The organism is Caldichromatium japonicum (assembly GCF_011290485.1).
GTDB classification, from domain to species: Bacteria; Pseudomonadota; Gammaproteobacteria; order Chromatiales; family Chromatiaceae; genus Thermochromatium; species Thermochromatium japonicum.
Genome location: NZ_CP048029.1, coordinates 2,327,899 through 2,348,055, shown reverse-complemented (window position 1 = coordinate 2,348,055; position 20,157 = coordinate 2,327,899). Strand labels below are relative to the sequence as shown.

Annotated in this window: 21 protein-coding genes; 5 read left to right on the top strand and 16 right to left on the bottom strand. The window is 60.4% G+C overall.

Features of this window, described 5'->3' with window-relative positions; all coding sequences use genetic code 11:
• Window positions 1–51 precede the first annotated feature (51 nt).
• Together rluB and GWK36_RS11365 are read right to left on the bottom strand one after the other, a co-directional pair.
• Window positions 52–903: a 23S rRNA pseudouridine(2605) synthase RluB gene (rluB, locus tag GWK36_RS11370; RefSeq protein ID WP_166271237.1), complete on the bottom strand. Its 852-nt coding sequence runs from the start codon at window positions 901–903 to the stop codon at window positions 52–54.
• 70 nt (window positions 904–973) lie between these two features.
• Window positions 974–1,912, bottom strand: a complete 939-nt coding sequence (locus GWK36_RS11365) for a D-alanyl-D-alanine carboxypeptidase family protein (RefSeq protein WP_246237547.1) — start codon at window positions 1,910–1,912, stop codon at window positions 974–976.
• A gap of 264 nt (window positions 1,913–2,176) precedes the next feature.
• Between GWK36_RS11365 and GWK36_RS11360 the strand changes: the two genes are divergently transcribed.
• Complete coding sequence (locus GWK36_RS11360) at window positions 2,177–3,592, top strand: sodium-dependent transporter (protein ID WP_166271235.1); 1,416 nt, start codon at window positions 2,177–2,179, stop codon at window positions 3,590–3,592.
• Window positions 3,592–4,200 (top strand): DedA family protein, encoded by a 609-nt coding sequence (locus GWK36_RS11355; protein WP_166271234.1) that lies wholly within the window; start codon window positions 3,592–3,594, stop codon window positions 4,198–4,200. Before GWK36_RS11360 ends, GWK36_RS11355 begins: the two co-directional genes overlap by 1 nt.
• A 112-nt stretch (window positions 4,201–4,312) precedes the next feature.
• Here GWK36_RS11355 and GWK36_RS11350 read toward each other — a convergent pair whose 3' ends face one another.
• Window positions 4,313–4,831 carry a cell wall hydrolase gene (locus GWK36_RS11350; protein ID WP_166271233.1) on the bottom strand — a complete coding sequence of 173 codons (519 nt, stop codon included), beginning with the start codon at window positions 4,829–4,831 and terminating at the stop codon, window positions 4,313–4,315.
• Between the two features lie 159 nt (window positions 4,832–4,990).
• The gene (locus GWK36_RS11345; RefSeq protein WP_166271232.1) at window positions 4,991–5,803 is read right to left on the bottom strand and encodes a hypothetical protein; all 813 of its coding nucleotides are present in this window, start codon (window positions 5,801–5,803) and stop codon (window positions 4,991–4,993) included.
• Between the two features lie 216 nt (window positions 5,804–6,019).
• Between GWK36_RS11345 and GWK36_RS11340 the strand changes: the two genes are divergently transcribed.
• Entirely contained in the window at window positions 6,020–6,349 is a 330-nt protein-coding gene (locus tag GWK36_RS11340; RefSeq protein ID WP_166271231.1) for a superinfection immunity protein, read from the top strand.
• 97 nt (window positions 6,350–6,446) lie between these two features.
• On the opposite strand, the gene fusA is transcribed toward GWK36_RS11340, so the two are convergent.
• Window positions 6,447–8,492: an elongation factor G gene (fusA, locus tag GWK36_RS11335; protein WP_166271230.1), complete on the bottom strand. Its 2,046-nt coding sequence runs from the start codon at window positions 8,490–8,492 to the stop codon at window positions 6,447–6,449.
• A gap of 230 nt (window positions 8,493–8,722) precedes the next feature.
• On the opposite strand from fusA, the gene GWK36_RS11330 reads away from it, so the two are divergent.
• Both GWK36_RS11330 and GWK36_RS11325 read left to right on the top strand, forming a co-directional pair.
• Window positions 8,723–9,196: a YbhB/YbcL family Raf kinase inhibitor-like protein gene (locus GWK36_RS11330; RefSeq protein WP_166271229.1), complete on the top strand. Its 474-nt coding sequence runs from the start codon at window positions 8,723–8,725 to the stop codon at window positions 9,194–9,196.
• 115 nt (window positions 9,197–9,311) lie between these two features.
• Complete coding sequence (locus GWK36_RS11325; RefSeq protein ID WP_166271228.1) at window positions 9,312–9,569, top strand: hypothetical protein; 258 nt, start codon at window positions 9,312–9,314, stop codon at window positions 9,567–9,569.
• A gap of 7 nt (window positions 9,570–9,576) precedes the next feature.
• On the opposite strand, the gene GWK36_RS11320 is transcribed toward GWK36_RS11325, so the two are convergent.
• The 11 genes from GWK36_RS11320 to rlmKL all read right to left on the bottom strand — a co-directional run bounded on the left by GWK36_RS11320 (window position 9,577) and on the right by rlmKL (window position 20,083).
• Entirely contained in the window at window positions 9,577–10,248 is a 672-nt protein-coding gene (locus GWK36_RS11320) for a transposase (protein ID WP_166271227.1), read from the bottom strand.
• 406 nt (window positions 10,249–10,654) lie between these two features.
• The gene (gene ccmI / locus GWK36_RS11315; protein ID WP_166271226.1) at window positions 10,655–11,890 is read right to left on the bottom strand and encodes a c-type cytochrome biogenesis protein CcmI; all 1,236 of its coding nucleotides are present in this window, start codon (window positions 11,888–11,890) and stop codon (window positions 10,655–10,657) included.
• Between the two features lie 76 nt (window positions 11,891–11,966).
• Window positions 11,967–12,473 (bottom strand): cytochrome c-type biogenesis protein, encoded by a 507-nt coding sequence (locus GWK36_RS11310; RefSeq protein ID WP_166271225.1) that lies wholly within the window; start codon window positions 12,471–12,473, stop codon window positions 11,967–11,969.
• Between the two features lie 103 nt (window positions 12,474–12,576).
• A complete protein-coding gene (locus GWK36_RS11305) occupies window positions 12,577–13,161 on the bottom strand; it encodes a DsbE family thiol:disulfide interchange protein (RefSeq protein ID WP_166271224.1) in 585 nt (194 codons plus the stop codon).
• Between the two features lie 7 nt (window positions 13,162–13,168).
• The gene (locus GWK36_RS11300; RefSeq protein WP_166271223.1) at window positions 13,169–15,151 is read right to left on the bottom strand and encodes a heme lyase CcmF/NrfE family subunit; all 1,983 of its coding nucleotides are present in this window, start codon (window positions 15,149–15,151) and stop codon (window positions 13,169–13,171) included.
• Window positions 15,148–15,624 carry a cytochrome c maturation protein CcmE gene (gene ccmE, locus GWK36_RS11295; protein ID WP_166271222.1) on the bottom strand — a complete coding sequence of 159 codons (477 nt, stop codon included), beginning with the start codon at window positions 15,622–15,624 and terminating at the stop codon, window positions 15,148–15,150. The genes GWK36_RS11300 and ccmE overlap by 4 nt, the downstream gene beginning before the upstream one ends.
• 22 nt (window positions 15,625–15,646) lie before the next feature.
• A complete protein-coding gene (gene ccmD, locus GWK36_RS11290) occupies window positions 15,647–15,853 on the bottom strand; it encodes a heme exporter protein CcmD (protein WP_166271221.1) in 207 nt (68 codons plus the stop codon).
• The gene (gene ccsA, locus GWK36_RS11285; protein WP_166271220.1) at window positions 15,850–16,608 is read right to left on the bottom strand and encodes a cytochrome c biogenesis protein CcsA; all 759 of its coding nucleotides are present in this window, start codon (window positions 16,606–16,608) and stop codon (window positions 15,850–15,852) included. Before ccsA ends, ccmD begins: the two co-directional genes overlap by 4 nt.
• Window positions 16,609–16,615: 7 nt before the next feature.
• Entirely contained in the window at window positions 16,616–17,287 is a 672-nt protein-coding gene (ccmB, locus tag GWK36_RS11280) for a heme exporter protein CcmB (RefSeq protein WP_166271219.1), read from the bottom strand.
• Window positions 17,288–17,292: 5 nt separating this feature from the next.
• On the bottom strand, window positions 17,293–17,910 hold the full coding sequence (ccmA, locus tag GWK36_RS11275) for a cytochrome c biogenesis heme-transporting ATPase CcmA (protein ID WP_166271218.1): 618 nt from the start codon (window positions 17,908–17,910) through the stop codon (window positions 17,293–17,295).
• Window positions 17,903–20,083: a bifunctional 23S rRNA (guanine(2069)-N(7))-methyltransferase RlmK/23S rRNA (guanine(2445)-N(2))-methyltransferase RlmL gene (rlmKL, locus tag GWK36_RS11270; protein WP_166271217.1), complete on the bottom strand. Its 2,181-nt coding sequence runs from the start codon at window positions 20,081–20,083 to the stop codon at window positions 17,903–17,905. Before rlmKL ends, ccmA begins: the two co-directional genes overlap by 8 nt.
• Between the last annotated feature and the right edge of the window lie 74 nt (window positions 20,084–20,157).

Sequence of the window (20,157 nt, the reverse complement as noted above, 5' to 3'; positions counted from 1 at the left end):
GCCGGCATAAAGCTCAGGGGGTGATTGAGTGGGGCGATCTCGCTCGGCCTATCAGGAACGGGGACGCTTGAGGCCAGGCCCTGGACGCAAGTGTGCGTTGGGGGTTTGTGGGGCGAGCGCACGCCCTTTGCCGATACGTTCAGGGCGGCTGGTGATGGTGTCGATGGGCGGGGCTTGTATCCCTGCCAACGCCATGAGTTCTCTGCATTCCTCATCGGTCAGCGGGCGCCAATGGCCAGGAAACAGCCGTCGCCCGAGGGCAATGTTGCCATAGCGGACGCGGATCAGGCGGCTGACGGTGCAGCCCGCCGCCTCCCACAGCCGCCGCACCTCGCGGTTGCGTCCTTCGCGGATGACCACGTGATACCAGTGATTGGCTCCTGAGCCGCCTTGATCGATGATCTGCTCGAAGCGCGCCATGCCATCCTCAAGCTCAATCCCTTGGGTGAGGCGTTCGAGGGTCTGGGGCGTGACCGTTCCAAGGATACGTACCGCATATTCGCGCTCGATCCCGGATGAGGGGTGCATCAGGCGGTTGGCGAGCTCGCCGTCTGTGGTGATCAGTAATAGACCCGAGGTATTGAGATCGAGCCGTCCGACTGCGATCCAGCGCCCTTGTTTAGGGCGAGGGAGATGCTGGAAGACGGTTGGGCGTTCCTCGGGGTCACGGCGGGTGACCAGCTCTCCGGAAGGTTTGTGATAAGCGATGATCTGGTGGGGGGCTGGGCGCTGGAGGCCAAACAGCACTGGGTGCCCGTCGATCTGAATCCGATCAGTAGGTCTGGCACGGTCGCCAAGCTGGGCGAGCCGGCCATTGATGCGGATGCGGCCAGCGCTGATCCAGGACTCGATCGTCCGGCGCGAGCCAAGGCCCGCCTCGGCCAGCAGTTTTTGTAAACGCATGGGCGCAACTCGACTATTGGCCAAAGGGCGACGGCGCACGGGTTTCACGCTGTCTTCTCCGTAAGGGTCATTAACGTGCGGCTGTGAGGCGGTTGCTGGCCAGAATCCATTCGCGCACCCGATTGGAATCACCCATGGGTGTCAAATGGCCGCTTCCCCCTAAAAAGACCATATAAAACCGGCGATCAGCGATGCGCGCCTGCATGACCAGACAGCGCCCAGCCTCATTGAGAAATCCCGTCTTGCTGACCTCGACCCTCCATTCGGGGCTGCGCACCAGTGGGTTGGTGTTGCGATACTGCAAGGCGGTGCCGTCGCCAAATGGATGCAGGATCATCTCGGCGCGCGAGGTGGCCTCGCGGATCAAGGGATAGTTGGCCGCGGCGCGCACCAGCTTGACCAGGTCCTCGGCAGTCGAGCGGTTGCGGGGATCGAGCCCAGAGGCATCGACGAACTGGGTATTGACCATCCCGAGGGCGCGCGCCTTGCGGTTCATCGCCTGAACGAACTCGACCGTCCCACCGCGGAAGGTCGTTCGCCCCAAGGCGTGGGCAGCGCGATTGTCCGAAGAAATGAGGGCAGCCATGATCATTTCCCGCCTTGTTAGGACCGTGTCATTGATCCGCAGGCGCGAGCGGCTGTTTTTGAGTCGATCCAGGTCATCGGCTGTGATGCGGATCGGCGTCTCGAGAGAAATGCCTGTATCCAGTACGACCATGGCCGTCATTAGTTTGGTGACCGAGGCAATGGGCCGCACGACGCGCGGGTTTTTGGCATAGAGCACATTGCCGCGTTCATCGACGATCATGGCGCTTGCCGATTGTACGTTCAACGCTGCGCGGTTGAGATGGGCCCATTCGGACGAATGCTCGCGCAGGGACCAAGCGCGGCGGGGCGTGCCAAAGGGACTCCAGAGATCCGCGGCGTCCAGGGCAGGTGCCGAGGCATTGACATAGGGTTTGGGTACGGCGGCGCTTGGGTAAGCGAAGGGGCGGTCGGGGCGGCTCACGCAGGCGCTGCTGGTGAATAGCAGGGGGCTGAGGACCAATACGATCGCCAGAAGCGGTATCCAGCAGCTATGCCCCGACTGCCATTGCGGTCTGGGGCAGGGGAGTAAGGTCCTGGACATGGCGGGTCTCTGCGGTATGGATCATTGTCTTAAGCAAATCATTATGACATAGCCGCCGAGGATGACAGCATGCCTTGTGAGACGGCAGGGCTTTGCCGAAAATGAGGACGATCCGATTCCCAATCTTCGACGAGGACCCGCCTCATGTCGCAAGCACGCAGTCTCATCCATGACCAATGGTCATCGCGCTTGGCCTTCATCATGGCCGCCGTGGGTTCGGCGGTGGGGCTGGGCAATGTCTGGAAGTTTCCTTATATCACGGGTGAAAACGGCGGCGGGGCCTTCGTCCTGGTCTATTTGGTCTGTATCGCCCTGATCGGGGTACCGATCATGATGGCCGAGATCCTGATCGGACGCCGCGGGCGGCAAAGCCCGATCAACACCATGCGTACCTTGGCTGCTCAGGAAGGCGCACACCCCGCCTGGGGCTGGCTGGGCTGGATGGGGGTCATCGCCGGATTCTTGATCCTATCTTATTACAGCGTGATCGCCGGCTGGTCGCTGGCCTATGTCCTCAATGCCGCCAGCGGCGCATTTAATGGTGCAGATAGTGCGGCTATTGCGGCGCTGTTCGACAACCTGCTCAAATCGCCGGCAGCTCTGCTGTTTTGGCATACGCTGTTCATGCTCATGACGGTGGGGGTAGTGGCGCGCGGGGTGCGCAGCGGTCTGGAACAGGCGGTCACGGTGATGATGCCGGCCTTGTTCATTCTCTTGGTGATCCTGGTGCTCTATGCCTTCTATGAAGGCGACTTTGTGCGCGGGGCCGATTTTCTGCTCCGTCCCGATTTCGGCAAGGTCTTTCAGCACTGCGAGCTGCTCCCATCGGGTGAAAAATCGTGCCGGATCACCGGTGAGCCGATCCTAATCGCCCTGGGTCACGCCTTTTTCACCCTCAGTCTCGGGATGGGGGCAATCATGGTCTATGGTTCCTATATGCCGGCCACTGCCTCGATCGCCGGCGCGGCCCTGGTCATCGTCGTGGCCGATACGATCGCTGCGCTTCTGGCGGGTCTTGCGATCTTTCCGATCGTCTTTGCCAATGGCCTGGAGCCGGCCTCAGGACCAGGGCTGATCTTTCAGACCCTACCGATCGCCTTTGGTGCCATGCCGGGGGGGCAGTTGTTCGGGACCTTGTTCTTCATCCTGCTCGTGTTCGCCGCCTGGACCTCGGCGATCTCCTTGATCGAACCGGCAGTGGCCTGGTTGGTCGAGAATCGCGGTCTATCGCGTCTGACAGCCACTGCATCGATCGGTGTTCTGGCCTGGCTGCTCGGGATCGGGACGGTGCTGTCGTTTAATCTCTGGTCGGGTGAGTCATGCCAGCTCTTCGGCAAGACCTGGTTTGAGTTGGTCGATTATCTCACCTCCAACATCATGCTGCCGCTGGGCGGTCTTTGTATCGCCATCTTTGCCGGCTGGGCGATGGCGCGCGCATCCTCGCGCGACGAGCTCCAATTGGGCGATGGGCTGCGTTATCGCAGCTGGCGTTTTGTGATCCGCTATGTCTCGCCGGCCTTGGTCCTGCTCGTCTTTCTCAATGCCATTGGGTTGCTTTGATGCTGCAAGAAATGGTCGATTGGTTGGTGGCGACGATCGGCGGCTGGGGCTATGCTGGGGTCCTGATCCTGATGGCGATCGAATCGAGTTTCATCCCTTTCCCGAGTGAGGTGGTCCTGATCCCCGCAGGCTATCTCGTCCATCAGGGGGAGATGCACGCTGGTTTGGTGTTGCTGGCTGCCCTTACCGGTTCACTGATCGGCGCCTTCGTCAACTATGGTCTGGCTTTGTTGTTGGGGCGCCCCTTGCTTGAACGTTATGGGCGCTATCTGTTCATCGGGCCGCAGGCCTTATACAAGGCCGATCGCTTCTTTGCCAGGCACGGTGCGATCTCGACCTTTACGGGGCGCCTGATCCCAGCGATCCGCCAGCTGATCTCCCTTCCGGCTGGGCTGGCGCGGATGCCGCTTGCCTCCTTTGCCTTGTATACAGCGCTAGGGGCAGGACTGTGGTCGTGCGTACTGATCGCCTTGGGTTATCTGATCGGCCGCAATGAAGCGCTCATCCGCGAACATCTGCAGCTCGCCACCCTGGGCGCCCTGGTCTTTGCCGCCTTGACGGTGGCGGTCTATATCGCCTGGAACCGGCACCAGGGCAGGCTGGGTTAGGGAAGGGAGGCGCCGATTCGTTGGCAACAATGCCCCTGCTGCCCCTAATCTCACTGATGTCTCTGCCTTGTGACTGTCGTCGGAAGACGGTCGGGGGTGACTCAGTGTTTCCTTAGCTTCTGGCGGGCCGGTAGAACAGATGGCGCCCGATTCGGGTTGTGCGTTTGAAACGCCCCGCCCAGTCCGGTTTGACTGAGGTGGTGTGATAATACAGCGCACCCTGGGTTGGATCGACGACCTTATCGGTGATGACGCGTTTGCTGATTGCCAGCGCTTGCTGCCAGGCGATGGGCTCAGTAGGTCGATCAGGGCGCCCGTCGCACCACCAGGAGAACTGACAGCGACCAGGCATTGGCTCACCCTGCTTGACCACGGCGCAGATCGAGCCGGGAAAGGCCGGAGATTGCACGCGGTTGAGGGTCACCTGGGCAACTGCGATTTGACCGAGCTCGGGCTCGGAGCGCGCCTCGTGATAGATGTTGAGGGCGAGGCACTGGAGCTCGGGATCGGCTGTTGGCTGGAGCGGGGGAGATGCCGGCGCTGCCGTCTTGTCCGCGCCGCGATCCTGGTGGGAGGCCGTCATCCACAACGGCAGACAAGCCAGCAGCGTACTGGCGGCGAATGCGCGCATCTTGTCGATCCTGTTGCATCTCATCATCGCTTCCGCGGCATGGATATGCTCGATACCGATCTGTGAGGGAACCGCCTATCACTGCCTCACCCCGGCAAATGCCGGGGTTTTAATCGATTGAAATGACCATCGCGGAAGCGATGGGGGTGCCCTTTAAGGCTATTTACAGGTCTTGGTGCCTTCCGGCTGACCGAACGCAATCCAAGGGGTGCCTACCATGAAGGTCGCCGTGTCCCAGGCGGCCCAGGTGGAGGGGTCGGTAAAATTGACCGGGGTGGTGCTGGTTCCCGCTGCAGTCGTCGGCGAGCTGGCGATGATGCCGGTCAGGCTCCAGACCCCTTTGAGCGCATCATCGAACCGGATATAGCTGCGCAGCAACTGCTCTGAGATCTTGCCTGAACCCACGTTCTCGTTGGCGGAAAGATAAAGATGGGTCGCTGGGTCGATATCTGAGATCTCAGCGAAAGGCACCAATGCGATCCCCCCAGACATCATTGATGCAGGCGTTGAGCGCACGACGGCCCAGACCTTGGGGTCACAGGGGACCACAGCACTGTTCGGGTCATTCGGGTCCTGACGACAGGGTGGGTTAAAGGGATTGTCTGCCCAGTTCGGGTCATCGGCGAGCGCCCCCAGGGCATTGGGGTTATAGAAAAACAGATAGACGTCGCGTATGGCTGAGCGGTCCTGGGTCTTGTCCTTGTTGGTCGTTGCCTTGCCTGCATCATAGTCCAGCTTGAAAGCGACCACGTCCTGCTTGAGCTCACTTTCGTCGGTGCAGGGCGTGTAGACGATGGTCGAGGGTTTGGTCTTGTCCTTGGACATCGTCTCGGCCAAACTGCCCTTGGGCCGCGAAGGGGTGATCTTCATCGTGTAGGCATAGGGCTTGGTCGTGGTTTGGGCTGCGACCTCGAGGGCAGGGCAACCTAGGGCGAGACAGCAGGCGAGCGAAAGGGTCAAGGGGCGGTTCATGGTCGTGTCTCCAGATAGGGCGATGAGCAAGCGCCTTGTCAGCTTGTTTGACTGGATAGTGAGATGGTCTGCGCATTCTTCGCAGGCACATCTGAGAGTACTTAGAATATAACGGCTTGATGCGACAATAGTTGAGATGTAGCACCCAGTTTGGGATTAAACACCCAATTGCAGGACCCTGAGATGACCAGAGATCAAGGTGCAAATGTTCAGAAGATGCGTATTAAAACATTGATCTACAGCGGTTTGCGTCGGCTCGGACTATGGCGCAGCCTCGGCCTGTTGCTCGTACTTTGGCTGAGCTTGCTGTTGGCCATCGATGCCCTTTATCCCGTCGATGTCCGCGGTTGGTTTCTCTCGGCGTTGTTGATCCTAGGGTATCTCCTGCCGCTGCTTTTGGCCTTCGCCAGACAGCACCAGCGGCGCTTGCTCATCGCAACGCTGAATGTGCTGTTTGGCTGGACGATCATCGGCTGGTTCGTCCTCTTGTTTTGGGCCTTGGGCCAGGCCGATCGCCCCACCGGCGGGACCACTATCAGCTATTGACTCGGCCGTAAAGGCATCCACGGCGGAGGAGAAGGAGGTAGGGGATGGCGCCGAGGCGGGCTGGGCGCGGCTGCTAAACCGCACCTAGCTGCAAGACTCAATCCTCGGCGCGCTGATAGGCGTCTATGAGTTGTTTTTGGATTTGAGCTGGAACCGGCTCATAGCGGCTGAGTTCGATGCTATAGGTGCCCTCGCCGCCGGTCAGGGATTTCAAACGGGCGTCATAGTCGCGCAGCTCAGCCAGCGGCACCTCACCCTCGATCAGGATCCGACCGTGCCCCTTCGACTCGCTGCCGCTGATCCGCCCCCTGCGGCTGGACAGATCCCCCGCGAGATCACCCATCGCGCCCTCTTGGGCATGGATGCGGATCTTGACGATCGGCTCTAGGATCACTGGCTGGGCCTTGAGCACCGCATCGATGAACGCCTTGCGCCCAGCGGTCATGAAGGCGATGTCTTTGGAATCGACGGGGTGGTGTTTGCCATCATAGACCGTAACCCGGATGTCTTGCATCGGGTAACCGGCGATCGCCCCCTCCTCGAGGACCTGACGGATCCCCTTCTCAATCGACGGCATGAAATTGCCGGGGATCGCGCCGCCGACCACTGCATCGACAAACTCAAATCCGCCGCCGCGCGGCAGAGGCTCGACCCGGAGAAAGACCTCGCCGAATTGTCCAGCCCCACCGGTCTGTTTCTTGTGCCGGTGATGGCCCTCGGCCTTGGTCATGATCGTTTCGCGATAGGGGATACTGGGAGGGTGGGTCTCGACCTCGACCCGAAACTGTTCGCTCAGGCGGCGCAGGATCACCTTGAGGTGGGCATCACCCAGACCGCGAATGACGGTCTCATTGGCGCTGGCGTTATGCTCGACATGGAAGCACGGGTCCTCGCTGCTCAATTTGGCTAGCGCCTCAGCCAGCTTTTGTTCATCGCCGCGCTTGGTTGTCTTGACTGCCAGACCAAATAGCGGCAGCGGGCATTCTATGGATCTCAGATGATAGTGATCTTCGTCATGGGAGTCGTGAAGCACCGCATCGAAATGGATGTCATCGACACGGGTAACCGCCAGGATATCGCCAGGCACGCCTTCCTCGACCTCGATCAGGTCATTGCCGTGCACCCGATAGAGATGATTGACCTTGAAGGGTTTGCGCGCATTGCCGATAAAGAGCTGACTGGTGGGAGTGATGCGGCCTTGATGGATGCGGAAGATCCCGATCTTGCCGCGATAGGGGTCGTTGATGACTTTAAAGACATGGGCAAGGGCATGCAATTTGGGGTCTGGAACCACCCGTACGGGCTCTAGCTCAGCCCCTTCGCCCTTGAGGAAGGGCGGGGGATTGCCCTCGGCGGGATTGGGCATGAGCCGAGCAATGATCTCTAGAAGCTCAGAGATCCCTGCACCGGTAAGGGCCGAGACATAGCAGATCGGGATCAGATGCGCCTCGCGCAGTGCGGACTCAAAGGCATTATGCAGCTGCTCGGGTTTGAGTTCCTGGCCTTGCTCGAGGTAGAGCTCCATGAGTGTCTCGTCTAGCTCGACCACCTGATCGATGATCTGGGCATGCACCTCCTCAACCGAGGAAAAATCTGTGGCCACTTGGGCGGGTTGAAAGAAACAATCGATCACCCGTTTGCCGCCCTCCGCTGGCAGATTGAGCGGCAGGCATTCAGGGCCAAAGGTCTCGCGGATCTGCTGGGTCACCTCGGCCAGGTCAACGCCTTCGGCATCGATCTGGTTGACGATGATGAACCGACATAGGTGCCGGTTATCGGCTGCCTTCATCATCCGCAGGGTTATGGGTTCAATGCCGAAGCGCGCATTGATCACCAAGGCCGCGGTCTCAACGGCCGGCAGAACCGACAGACTGCGCCCGAGAAAATCCGGATAACCAGGGGTATCGATCAGATTGACGTGCTTACCGCCAATCGTAAAACTGGTGATCGCCGCATCCAGTGAGTGCTGGAGCTCCTTTTCCAGGGGATCGAAGTCGCAGACCGTGGTGCCCTTGGCGATATGTCCAGGGATATTGATGACACCCGTGGCGGCGAGCAGGGCCTCCACGAGGGTCGTCTTGCCCGCACCAGCATGGCCGACCAGGGCAAGGTTGCGGACGTCTTCGGCAGTGTAATCAGACATCGTTGATCCCGTCGTGACGCTTGTGGGTAAGGATTCGGGCGCGCTACGCCCACCGGCGCTCCTCAGGAATGGATCGCAATTATACTGTAACACCAGATGTAGACTGGTGCCGTCTGGCGTTTGAATGGTCGATTGGTTTGAGGAACATGCCGGCCAATCCGACACAGGCTGCCTAGAGCAGGTACCAGGAGGCGTATGTATCCTAGCCGCTATCCTCAGAGGGTAATGCTATGGCGCTGATCCTAATATCCACTGCCTTTACCCATGGGGAGGACATTCCTCCGCGCTATACCTGTGATGGTCAGGATTGTTCGCCGCCGTTGCAGTGGGAGGGGCTGCCGGAAGGCACGCGCAGCCTGGTGTTGATCATCGATGACCCAGATGCTCCGGATCCTAAGGCCCCGCGCATGGTCTGGGATCATTGGATCCTGTATAACCTCCCGCCTGACTGTCAGGGCCTGCCTGAAGATGCTGCGCGCGGAGGGTTACCGCCAGGAACGGGCGAAGGGCTCAATAGCTGGGGGCGAACCGGCTACGGCGGCCCCTGCCCGCCGATCGGGCGACATCGTTATTTCCATCGCCTCTATGCCTTAGATGTGCGACTACCGCTGGAGCTCGGTACGCCGACCAAGGATCGGCTGCTCTTGGCGATGGAGGACCACATTCTGGCCCGTGCCGAGCTGGTTGGGACCTATGAACGGTGATAGGGATTAAGGATGGAATAACTGGCAGGTCCTTCTAACAGCGGACAAGGCCAAAGCCTAGGGGCAGCCCCTCCGTCCTGGGTCTTGACAGAAGGATACCTGCAGGAGATACCCTGTGACGTCTAGATCACTCATTCCCCACCATATGCTCTCACTCAGGCGCAGACTCAGCGAGCGTTATCTGACAGGAGAGGGTATCGAGATCGGCGCCCTGCATGCCCCCTTGTCGGTCGGCAAATCAGCAAGCGTGCGCTATGTCGATCGCCTGACAGCTGAGCAATTGCGTATCCATTATCCAGAACTAAAGGACTACAAACTGGTCGAAATCGATCTATTAGATGACGGCGAGAAATTATTGATCCGAAACCAATGAACTTGTATTACGCGGCATCATGGAGCTTGGGATGCTGGAAGTAGCGCATGATGCGTTGGGGGGAATTGAGAAGGCGGCGCAGGTGGCTGACGGTCGCCTTCTTCAGATCGCCCTTGGCGCGGGAGGGCGCCTGCGCGGTGATGGTGGCCTTGAGCATCTCGTTGGGGTTCAGTGCTGGGCTGTAGGAGGGGAGGGAGGAGGCCTCGATTTGATTGGCGCATGCAGCCAGCCACGCCTTGACCGGCTTGGTGTGATGCACGCGCAGGTTGTCGAGGATGAGGAAGATCTTCTTGCCCCTGGCGTCCTTGACGAGCCGCTTCATGAAGTCGATCAGGATGTCGGCGTTCATCGCCCCCGCGAACGCCTTCCAAGGCACCTTGCCGCGGTTGGTCAGCGTCGAGATCACCGACAGGCCTTCGCGACGGTGCGTGACGCGAATCTCGGACGTCTTGCCCGCCTGCGGGCTTTGCTCATAGGCGCGCCGAATCGGTTTCTGGGGCGTCAATCCCCAGCGCGCCATGTACTTGCCCTCCCCCTGCGGCCTGAGCTCGATGCCAAAACGGTCGAGGATCAACTGCCACAGCGCAAACGGCAGCTTCAGCTGATCCGGTGTCCCGTCGCACATGAGCTTGCGTATCTGGGCGTCCTGCTCCGCCAACAGCGCCCGCTTCTCGCCCACCTTTCCTTGAGCCCTTGGGCCCCTTCGCGCCCATAGCCTTTGCAGATGTCGAACACCTCTGCGCGCCTATCGCTTCATACCTCCAGCCACGCCGCCGCTCTTCGCGCGCCGCAAACGACAGCAATCTCATGTCTCGTCTTTCCATGCCCACGACATCAGGACAGCTCACTCAATTTCAAAAGCATGTGTTTCTTATCAATAAAAGAACCGATCCTATTAAGGCCTAACAACAATTAGAAAGGCTGATCAAGATAAACTACAGTATCCACTTTCATGTCTGGGACCTCGATACATATAGGGATTTCTTGAACCGGGCCCAAGGATATCTCGGCAATGCTTTTAGCTTGATTGAGCTTTGCCAAAACGATACTGAGGTCATCTCGATACTTCAAAAAAACCGCGACACCTAGCGCCTGATCTGATCGATAGAAAGTACAAGTGGCATCGCATCTGTCCGCCGGACACCCTTGCGTTCGCCGAAGAGGTCGCCAGCTTGCGGGGCGGCATCGCCGCTGCGCGATGTCCTCGCCACGATCTGATAGGTCTCAAAACTTGAAAGCTTGATGTTTGGGTCCATGGCATGGCTGTCATCGAGTATTACAGTCGCCGGCAGATCTTTGACCTTGAGGCGCTGGATGGCGAGCGGCATCTGCGGCCCGGAGGCGGCGCGGGCAAGGACGAAGACCGTATCCTCGGGCAAGACCTGGTCAGCGAGGTTGGGATCTAGGCTGACCTGGATGACCAAGCGTACGGCAGACGCTGCCTGCTGATCGGTGCTCGCCGCCTGAGCAGCCGGCGTGTCTGAGGCGACAGGCATGCCCGCACGCCGCCGCGCCTCATCCATGACCTGACGAAGGTTGCCTGCCTCTTCGCTCCCTGGGTCGAGCCCGTCCAACAGCCCCTGCCAAACATTGATCGCCGATTGATACTGACCGCGCTGGAAGGCGATGAGCCCCGCAAACCAGCGGGCATTGGCATTGTCTGGCTCCCGTTCAAGCGCCGCTGCAATCAGCTCGGCAGGTCGTCCCAAGAGGCTCTTGTTGGGATCAACCAGACCTAGGGCCTCGGCGTAGGCGAGCAGGACCTCAACGGATTGAGGGGCGAGCGTGTATGCGCGTTCAAGGGCCTTGACCGCTGCGTGAGGACGATCGATGGCCAGATAGGTGCGCCCGAGCATCAACCAGCCCTCGGGGTTATTGGGTTCTTGGGCCAGGCGTTGTTCAAGACGGCCAACCAGCTCATCCAGTGTCCCCGAGGCCTCAGCCCGAGGCGCCTCGATCAGATCCGGCTGCCCCGTCTGTAGATAGGCCAAGACACTGAGGGCGGGGATCAGGACAGTGAGCGCTAGCGCTAGGACCCAAGGCCGGCGGGTAGGGCGGGTGAGCTGTTCATGTCCCTTAAGGTCGCTGAGCAGTTCGCGTTCGAGGTCGCGGCGCGCTGCATCATATTGGTCCTGATCGAGCAGCCCGGACCCAAGATCGCTGTCGAGTTCGGCTAAACGCTGCTGAAAGACCTCGAGATTGAGCTGATCCTGATCCACTTCCGTGCCTCGGGGGAGGGGTTGCAGGCGCAGCACAGGGAGGAGGATAAAGGCGAGGGCGAGGGCGATCAGGCCGCCGACAAGGGTCCAGAAAAGGATCATGATGGCTGGGAGAGATGCTGAAGGAAGGTATCAGGATAGGGGATTGCGACACAGGTGGCACTGAGACAGGCCATGGTCAGCCCTTGCACACCTTTTGCCCGGGCTCTGCCTGGGGCAGAAGCTGGTACAAACGGGTGCGTTCTTCCTCGGTGAGGTCGTCAGGTTCGGGCTCGGTCTGTTTGCGCTTGAGGGTGCGGATGAACAGATAACCGCCGGCGCCCACCAAGACCAATGGGCCTAGCCAGATCAGCACGGTCGATGGCTTCAACGGCGGATCATAGAGGATGAACTCGCCATAGCGCGCGACCAGGAAGTCGATGATCTGCTCGCGGGTTTGCCCCTCTTGCATCCGGCGATAGATCTCACGGCGCAGGTCCTGGGCAACGCTGGCCTGCGAGCCGGCTAGCGATTCATTCTGGCAGACCACGCAGCGCAGTTCAGCGATCAGGTCACGAAACTCGGCGCCTCGCTTGGGATCATCGAATCTGAACTCTTCCAGCGTATAGGCCAGGGCCGGCCTCGCCAGTAAGATCCCGGTCAGGCAGAGGACAATGGATGCAGTTTTAAGGACGCACCGATTCATTCGCAGTCCCGCCCCCTCTGCATACCATGATGTTTCTGGATTCCGGCCTTCGCCGGAATGACGGTCAGTAATTGATTCAATCTTTCCTCAAGGTTGGACTTGCTCATGGCGTCTGACCCTGATAGCGTTCGATGATGGGTTTGATCTCTGTCTCCCAGACCTGAGTGTCGATGGGTCCGACCCGTTTGTGCCGGATGATCCCCTGGGCATCGACAACGAAGGTCTCGGGCGCGCCGTAGACCCCCCAATCGATCCCCGCCCGGTTGTCTGGGTCATAGAGGATGACGGCATAGGGATTACCGAAACGCGCAAGCCAGGCCAGGGCGTCAGCACGCTCATCCTTCCAATTGAAACCGATCAGCCGGATGCCTTGGGTGCGGGCCAGGCGCATGAGTTCGGTATGCTCCTCGCGGCACGAGGGACACCAAGAGGCCCAGACATTGACCAAGGAGACCTGCCCCAGGAGGACATCCCGGGTCAGGGTCTGGCTGGGGTCTGTGAGCGAGGGCAGGGCAAATTCGGGGGCTGGTTTGCCGATGAGCGGCGAGGGGATATAGCGCGCATCCTGCCCCGTGCCGCGGATATAGAGGACATAAAACAGCAGGCTGGCCAGTGCTAAAAAGACCCACAAGGGGATGAGGGCGCGGGCAGGGAGGCGTTGACTCGGGTGTGAAATCTCTTGATCCATCTTGACCTCATGTCTTGGCGAGGGCGATGCCGCTGGGTACGGCAGCGCCCTGATGGGCGAGTCGATAACGTCGGTCGCTTGCGGCGAGCAAACCGCCAGCGGCCATCAACAGACAACCGAGCCAGATCCAGCGCACATAGGGCTTGTAATAGAGCCGCACTGCCCAGTCGCCCCGATCGCCGACGGGTTCGCCGAGCGAAACGTAAATATCGCGGGTCAAACCCGCATCGATCGCCGCCTCGGTCATCGGCATCCCGCCCGAGACATAATGGCGTTTTTCGGGATACAGGCGCGCGATCTGCCGCTCACCTCGATGGATGGTGAAATCGCCGCGGAAGGCCCGGTAATTGGGCCCTTGGGTTTCGGTCACACCGTTAAAGGTAAAGCGATAACCAACCACCTCATGGCTGGCACCAGGTGAGAGTCGCACATCAGTCTCGCTGCCGCAAATTGAGACGATAGTCGCGCCGACGATAAATACCGCAAGCCCAATATGCGCTAGCCACATCCCGTAATAGCTGCGGCTACGGCCGAGATCTGCGCCTAGTCCCTTGAGCCCACCGCGATGTTTGAGACGAGCTAAAAGATTCAACAGATGGGCGCTCACCAGCCAGACCGCCATCCCGATGCCAAAGCCAAAGGCCAGCCGATCGGCCGAGAGCCCAGGGGTCAGTGTCCAAAGCAAGGCGGCAACCCCAAAGATCAGGGCAACCCAGAGGGCGCGTATCAGACGCCAGGGGTCATCGTGTTTCCAGTGGACATGGGGGCCGATGGCGGTGGCCAACACCAAGACCGGCGAGAGGGCCACGAACATCCGGTTAAACCAGGGAAAGCCGACCGAGATCCTCCCTAGCCCCAGGGCCTCATAGATGAGCGGCGCGAGCGTGCCGAAGAGGACCAGGGCAGCGAGGATGGTCATCAACAAATTGTTGATCAACAAAAAGGTCTCGCGTGAGACCAGATCGAAACGCCCGCCGCTTGCAATCCTCGGTGCCTGCCAGGCATAGAGCGCGAGCGAGCTGCCGATCACGATGCATAGGAACACAAGGATAAAGACACCGCGCGCCGGATCACTGGCAAAGGCATGGACCGAGGTCAGGACGCCAGAGCGGACCAGGAAGGTGCCGAGTAGCGAAAACGAAAAGGCCGAGACCGCCAACAACACTGTCCAGTTCTTAAAGGCCGCGCGCTTTTCGGTCACCGCCAGCGAATGGATGAGCGCGGTCCCCACCAGCCAGGGCATGAAGGAGGCGTTTTCTACCGGGTCCCAGAACCACCAGCCGCCCCATCCAAGCTCGTAATAGGCCCACCAGGAGCCGAGCGCGATACCGATGGTCAAAAAGACCCAGGCGACCGTGGTCCAGGGCCGTGACCAGCGCGCCCAGGCCGCATCCAGGCGCCCGCTGATCAGGGCGGCGATGGCGAAGGCAAAGGCCACCGAAAAGCCGACATAGCCCATGTAGAGCATTGGTGGATGGATGGCAAGACCAGGGTCTTGCAGCAAGGGATTGAGATCGCGGCCCTCGGGCGGTGACGGAAAGATACGGGCGAATGGATTGGAGGTCAGCAGGATAAAGGCAAGGAAACCGACCGTGACCATGCCCTGCACGGCGATAACCCGCGCGACCATGGGCAAGGGTAGATGCCGGCTGAAATGCGCGACCGCCGACCCCCATCCAGCCAGCATCAGGATCCAGAGCAACAACGAGCCTTCATGTCCGCCCCAGATCGCCGAGATCTTATAGGGTGTGGGCAGCAGGGTGTTTGAATTGGTCGCGACATAGATGACCGAAAAGTCATCGCGCAGAAAGCTTAAGAGCAGACACAGGAAGGCAATACCGATCAGTGTCAGTTGCCCCCAGGCCAGGGGACGACCCAGGAGCATCCAGGGGCGGTTGCCGGTGAGACTGCCGATCAAGGGCACGCCCGCCTGGGTAAGGGCAAGCAACAGTGCGAGCCATAGGGCGAAGTGACCGAGCTCGGGGATCATCGACTGCTGGCCTCGGCGGTTGGGTTGCCTGTCGTCTGCATAACCCCCTCGGTATGTGCGGCCTGCAGTGTCTTGGCGACCTCGGGCGGCATGTATTCCTCATCATGTTTGGCCAGGACCTCTTCGGCCTGGAAGACCCCATCTGCGCCCAGCCGCCCCTTGGCCACCATGCCCGACCCCTCCTTGAACAGGTCGGGGAGGATGCCCGAATAGGCGACCTTGACGGTGGCGCGATTGTCAGTCACGGCAAACTCGACCAAGAGCCCATCGCCTTGCCGTTTGAGCGTCCCAAGCTGGACCAGACCGCCGAGGCGAAAGACATGATCGCGCGGCGCCTCGCCTGCGATGACCTGGGAGGGCGAAAAAAAATAGGAGACATTGCTTTTGAGCGCCGTGATGGCCAGGGTCGAGGCCGCCACGATCAAACCCAGCGCCAGGGCGATCAGGATCATGCGTTTATGTCGTGCCTTCATTGTAAGCAGGGCCTTTACAACTTCATTCGGCTTGTCTCTGACCGAGATCCGCCGCCGATGTTCCCACTGGGTTTGCGGCTGCAAGCCGTTTCAGCCTGGACAAACGGGCAAACAAGGCGCGCTGCCTGACGCGGAGCTGGAGGACCTCGCTCAGTAGCACAATCGCTACCATCCCATAGGCACCCCACACGAAAAAGCCATAGCCGCCTTGGGCGAAGAACTCGCTCATGGAATCGCTCTCCCCCCGACGAGCTCCTGGACCCAAATCGCCTCGGCCTCGCGTTCGAGGATCAGGGTGCGCAGACGCATGAGGCTGACCGCGAAGGCATACATCCAAAAGGCCAGGGTCATGGTCAGCATCGCGAACAGGATATTGCCCTCGATGCGGGTCAGGTCGGAGCGCTGATGGAGCGCTGCGCATTGGTTGGGGTCTGGACAATTGATCGACCAATAGATGACCGGCACGATAACCAGCCCCACGATCGCCAGGAGGGCTGCAGCGCGGTCGGCGCGGCGCTGATCATCGATCGCCGCATTCAGGGCGAGATAACCGAGATACATGAAAAACAACACAAGTTCGGAGGTGAGGCGCGGGTCCCAATCCCAATAGGTCCCCCAGCTCGGACGGCCCCAGAAGGCGCCGGTCCAGAGCGCCAGGAAGGTAAAGATCGCGCCGGTAGGTGCGACTGCATTGGCCATCATGAACGACAGCCGGGTATTGAAGACCAGACCGAGCGCGGCCCAGAAGACCATCACCACATAGAGCCACATCGACATCCAGGCCGCAGGGACATGGACGAAGATGATGCGGTAATACTCCTTTTGCGCATTGCTCCCGCCAAGCTGATCCGGCGTCTGAAAAAAACCCCAATACAGGCCAAGGGCAAGCGGGACGACCGTCAGCGCCCAAAACCAGGGGATCAGCCGCCCGGCGAGCGGATAAAAGGTAGCGGGTGCAGCAAATTTAAAGGGATTGAAGGTCATCGCACATCTATTCCAAGGCAATTTTCAGCGCCGCAGCTGTGGCCAGAGGGGCAAGGGTCAAGGCCATCAGCAAAAAGGCCGCTAATAACAACAGATAGGGCTGGGCATCGGCGATGGCGATCCGGCTGACCTCGATCGCGCCGGCCCCATAAACCAGAACGGGGATATACAGCGGCAGGATCAGGAGCGACAGCAAGATCCCGCCGCCACGCACACCGAGGGTCAGGGCAGCGCCGATGGCCCCGATCAGGCTCAACACCGGCGTGCCGAGCATCAGCGCCAGCATCATGATCCCGACCTGACCATCGGCAAGATGGTACTGCATCCCGACCACGGGTGCGATCACAACCAGTGGCAGTCCGGTCAACAGCCAGTGCGCCGCGACCTTGGCCAGGACCAGGAGGGATAAGGGCTGAGGCGTCAAGACAAGCTGTTCCAGGGTTCCGTCCTCATAGTCGGCGGCGAACAGACGCTCGAGCGCAAGCATCGAGGCCAAGAGCGCTGCTACCCAAACCACCCCAGGCCCTAGGATCTGCAACACCTGGCGCTCGGTCCCGACACCCAGGGGAAAGAGGCTGACCACGATCATAAAAAAGGCCAGCGCGGTGAGGACCTCGGTCCTCCGCCGCAAACCCAGGCGTAGATCGCGCTGGAGGATACACCAAAAGGCCGACCACATCGGTGCTAGATCCCTAGGTCCAGATGCGCCACCTGACCCGAGATCAGGGGGACATCCTGGTGGGTGGTCAGAACCACCAGGCCGCCTTGTGCCAGATGTTCGGCCAGCAGTACCTCGATCAGGCCGATGGCATCGCGATCGAGCGCGCTGAATGGCTCATCTAGGACCCATAGAGGGGCGCAGCTGAGCAACAGGCGCGCCAGTGCCACCCGTTTCATCTGGCCTTGAGAGAGCATCCGCACCGGCAGGTCCTCGAAACCGGCAAGCCCCAATCGCTCCAGGGCCTGCCACAGGGCAGCGGGTTTGAGCCGGTCGCCGCTCAGGGTCGCGGCGACCGCCAGGTTTTCGATGGCACTGAGATCGGGCTTCAATCCAGGCAGGTGGCCATAATAGAGGAGCTCACGCCGGTAATCTTCGCCCAGCGAGCGGATCGGTTCACCCCGCCAGCGGACCTCACCTGATTCGGGGGTGAAGAGCCCGCACAGGGTGCGCAACAGGGTCGTCTTGCCGCTGCCGTTGCGTCCGCGCACATGCAACAGGCTGCCAGCTGGGACATTGAGGTTCAGATCGCGGAACAGACGGCGGTCACCGCGCTTGCAACTGAGGGCTAGGGTCTCAAGCATCCATGGACTCAGCAGCTTGGGGGTGTTGGATGATCCAGCAATGGTGGATCCGCGGGTTGCGCGCAAAGTCGCGCGGCAGGGTGTGGGCGCTGATGTCCTTGATAACCAAAGGCGCCAGACTCGCTCGATCAAGCTCGAAGCGGCGCAGATTGTTGGAAAAGATCAGCTGGCCCTTGGGCGCGAGCAGGCGCATGGTGGAATGGATGATGGCGACATGATCGCGCTGGATGTCGAGCGTCCCTTCCATGCGCTTGGAGGTCGAAAAGCTAGGGGGATCGAGCAGGATCAGATCGAAGGACTCTTCCCCATCCATTGAAACGATCCAGCGCAAACAATCGGCGTGGATCAGTCTATGATGGCGCCCTTTGATCCCATTGAGCGCCAGATTGCAGGCTGCCCACCTGAGATAGGTGCGCGACAGATCGACCGTAGTCGTTGAGGCGGCCCCGCCCTTAGCGGCATAGACGGTGGCCGCTCCGGTATAGCCAAACAGGTTAAGGAAATGTTGATCGGCGGCCAGGGAGCCGATCAGGCGGCGGACATTGCGATGATCGAGAAACAGTCCGGTGTCGAGATAGTCCTCGAAGTTGACGAGAAAGCGGTAGCCTGACTCGATGACCTCATGAAACTGATTGCTCTCGGCGAAGCGCGCATATTGGGTAGCGCCTCGTTGTCGGCGGCGGACCTTGAGGAAGACCTGCTCATCTGTAACCTCCAAGATCTCGGCGATCACGCCCAGCGCCTCGCGTAGGCGCTGGCGTGCCTGTTTGGGATCGATGCTCGGCGGTGGGGCATATTCCTGGACATGGATCCAGCGTCCCTGACCTTCGTAGAGATCGATCGCCACGGCATATTCGGGCAGATCGGCATCATAGACCCGCAGGCAATAGATCCCCTCGCGTTCTGCCCATTTGCGCAATGACTTGAGGTTTTTACGCAGCCGGTTGGCGAACATGACCGCGCCCGGGCCGCGCGCCTCGGCAGGCAGGGGCTGAGGCGGGCGGTCGATGAAATGACGCGGCTTGATGTCCAGGATCAGGAGCTGGCATGGGATCGGGCCGTTATAGAAGTTGTGGGTCTGCAGATGATGCAGCCCTAGACCTGTGCAGAGCTCTGGGCGCGAGGTGAAGATCGCTGCTCGCCAGCCGATGAATCTTAAGCGCAGGACTTCGCCGAGCTGGTCGTAGAGGCGCACGAGCTGGGTATCGCTGCCCAGACGCTCGCCATAAGGGGGGTTGACGATCACCAGCCCATCCTCATCGCCATCTCCGGGTTCACAGCGCGCCAGCTCACGGCGCTCGAGCTGCACATAGCCGGCCAGGCCCGCGCGTTCGACATGGCGTTGAGATAACCGGACCGCATTTGTATCCACGTCATAGCCACGCAGGGTTCCGAGGCGTTTCAGCCCAGCGAGACGGCGCAGACGGGCCTCGCCCAGAAGGCGTTGCCAGAGCACCTCATCGTGCTGGAGCCAGCCCTGAAAGCCAAAGGCCGGGCGCAATAGGCCGGGTGCGATATCGGCGGCCATGAGCGCCGCCTCGATGATCAGGGTGCCGGAACCGCACATGGGGTCGAGCAGGGTGCCGCCGGCAGCAGCGATCTCCGGCCAGCCGGCGCAGATCAGCAGGGCCGCCGCCAGGTTTTCCTTCAGGGGTGCGGCCAAGCCTATCTGCCGATAGCCGCGCTGATGCAAGGATTCACCGGCCATGTCCAGGCTGATGATCAAGCGATCGCGATCGCCATAGGCATGGATGCGCACATCCGGAGTGGCGCGATCCACACTGGGTCGCTGGCCCAGTTGGCGCATAAAGCGATCGCAGATCGCGTCCTTGATCTTGAGAACCGCAAACTGCGGGTTGGTCACTCTGTCCATTGCGCCATCGAATTGCACCGCTAGGGTCTGATTTGGTGTCAGATGATCCTCCCAGGGGATCTCCAGGGCGCAATCGTAGATCTCATCGGGTCCGCCGAGCCTCGACTCCTTGAGCCTGAGCAACACCCGATTGGCGATCCGCGACCAGAGACAGGCGCGATAGCCATCCTCGAGCCGCCCGCGGAACTGGACACCACCCCCCTGCTCGACAACCTCATGCATCCCCAAACGGGTCAGCTCATCGGCGAGCAACCGGCCCATGTACTTGGGCGCAGTGGCAAAGAAGGCATAGTCGGGCATGCGCGTGGTGGGGATAGGGGACCGCGATGGGAGATGAACAGGGTGAGCAACAGGTATGCACTTCAGGGGTCAGG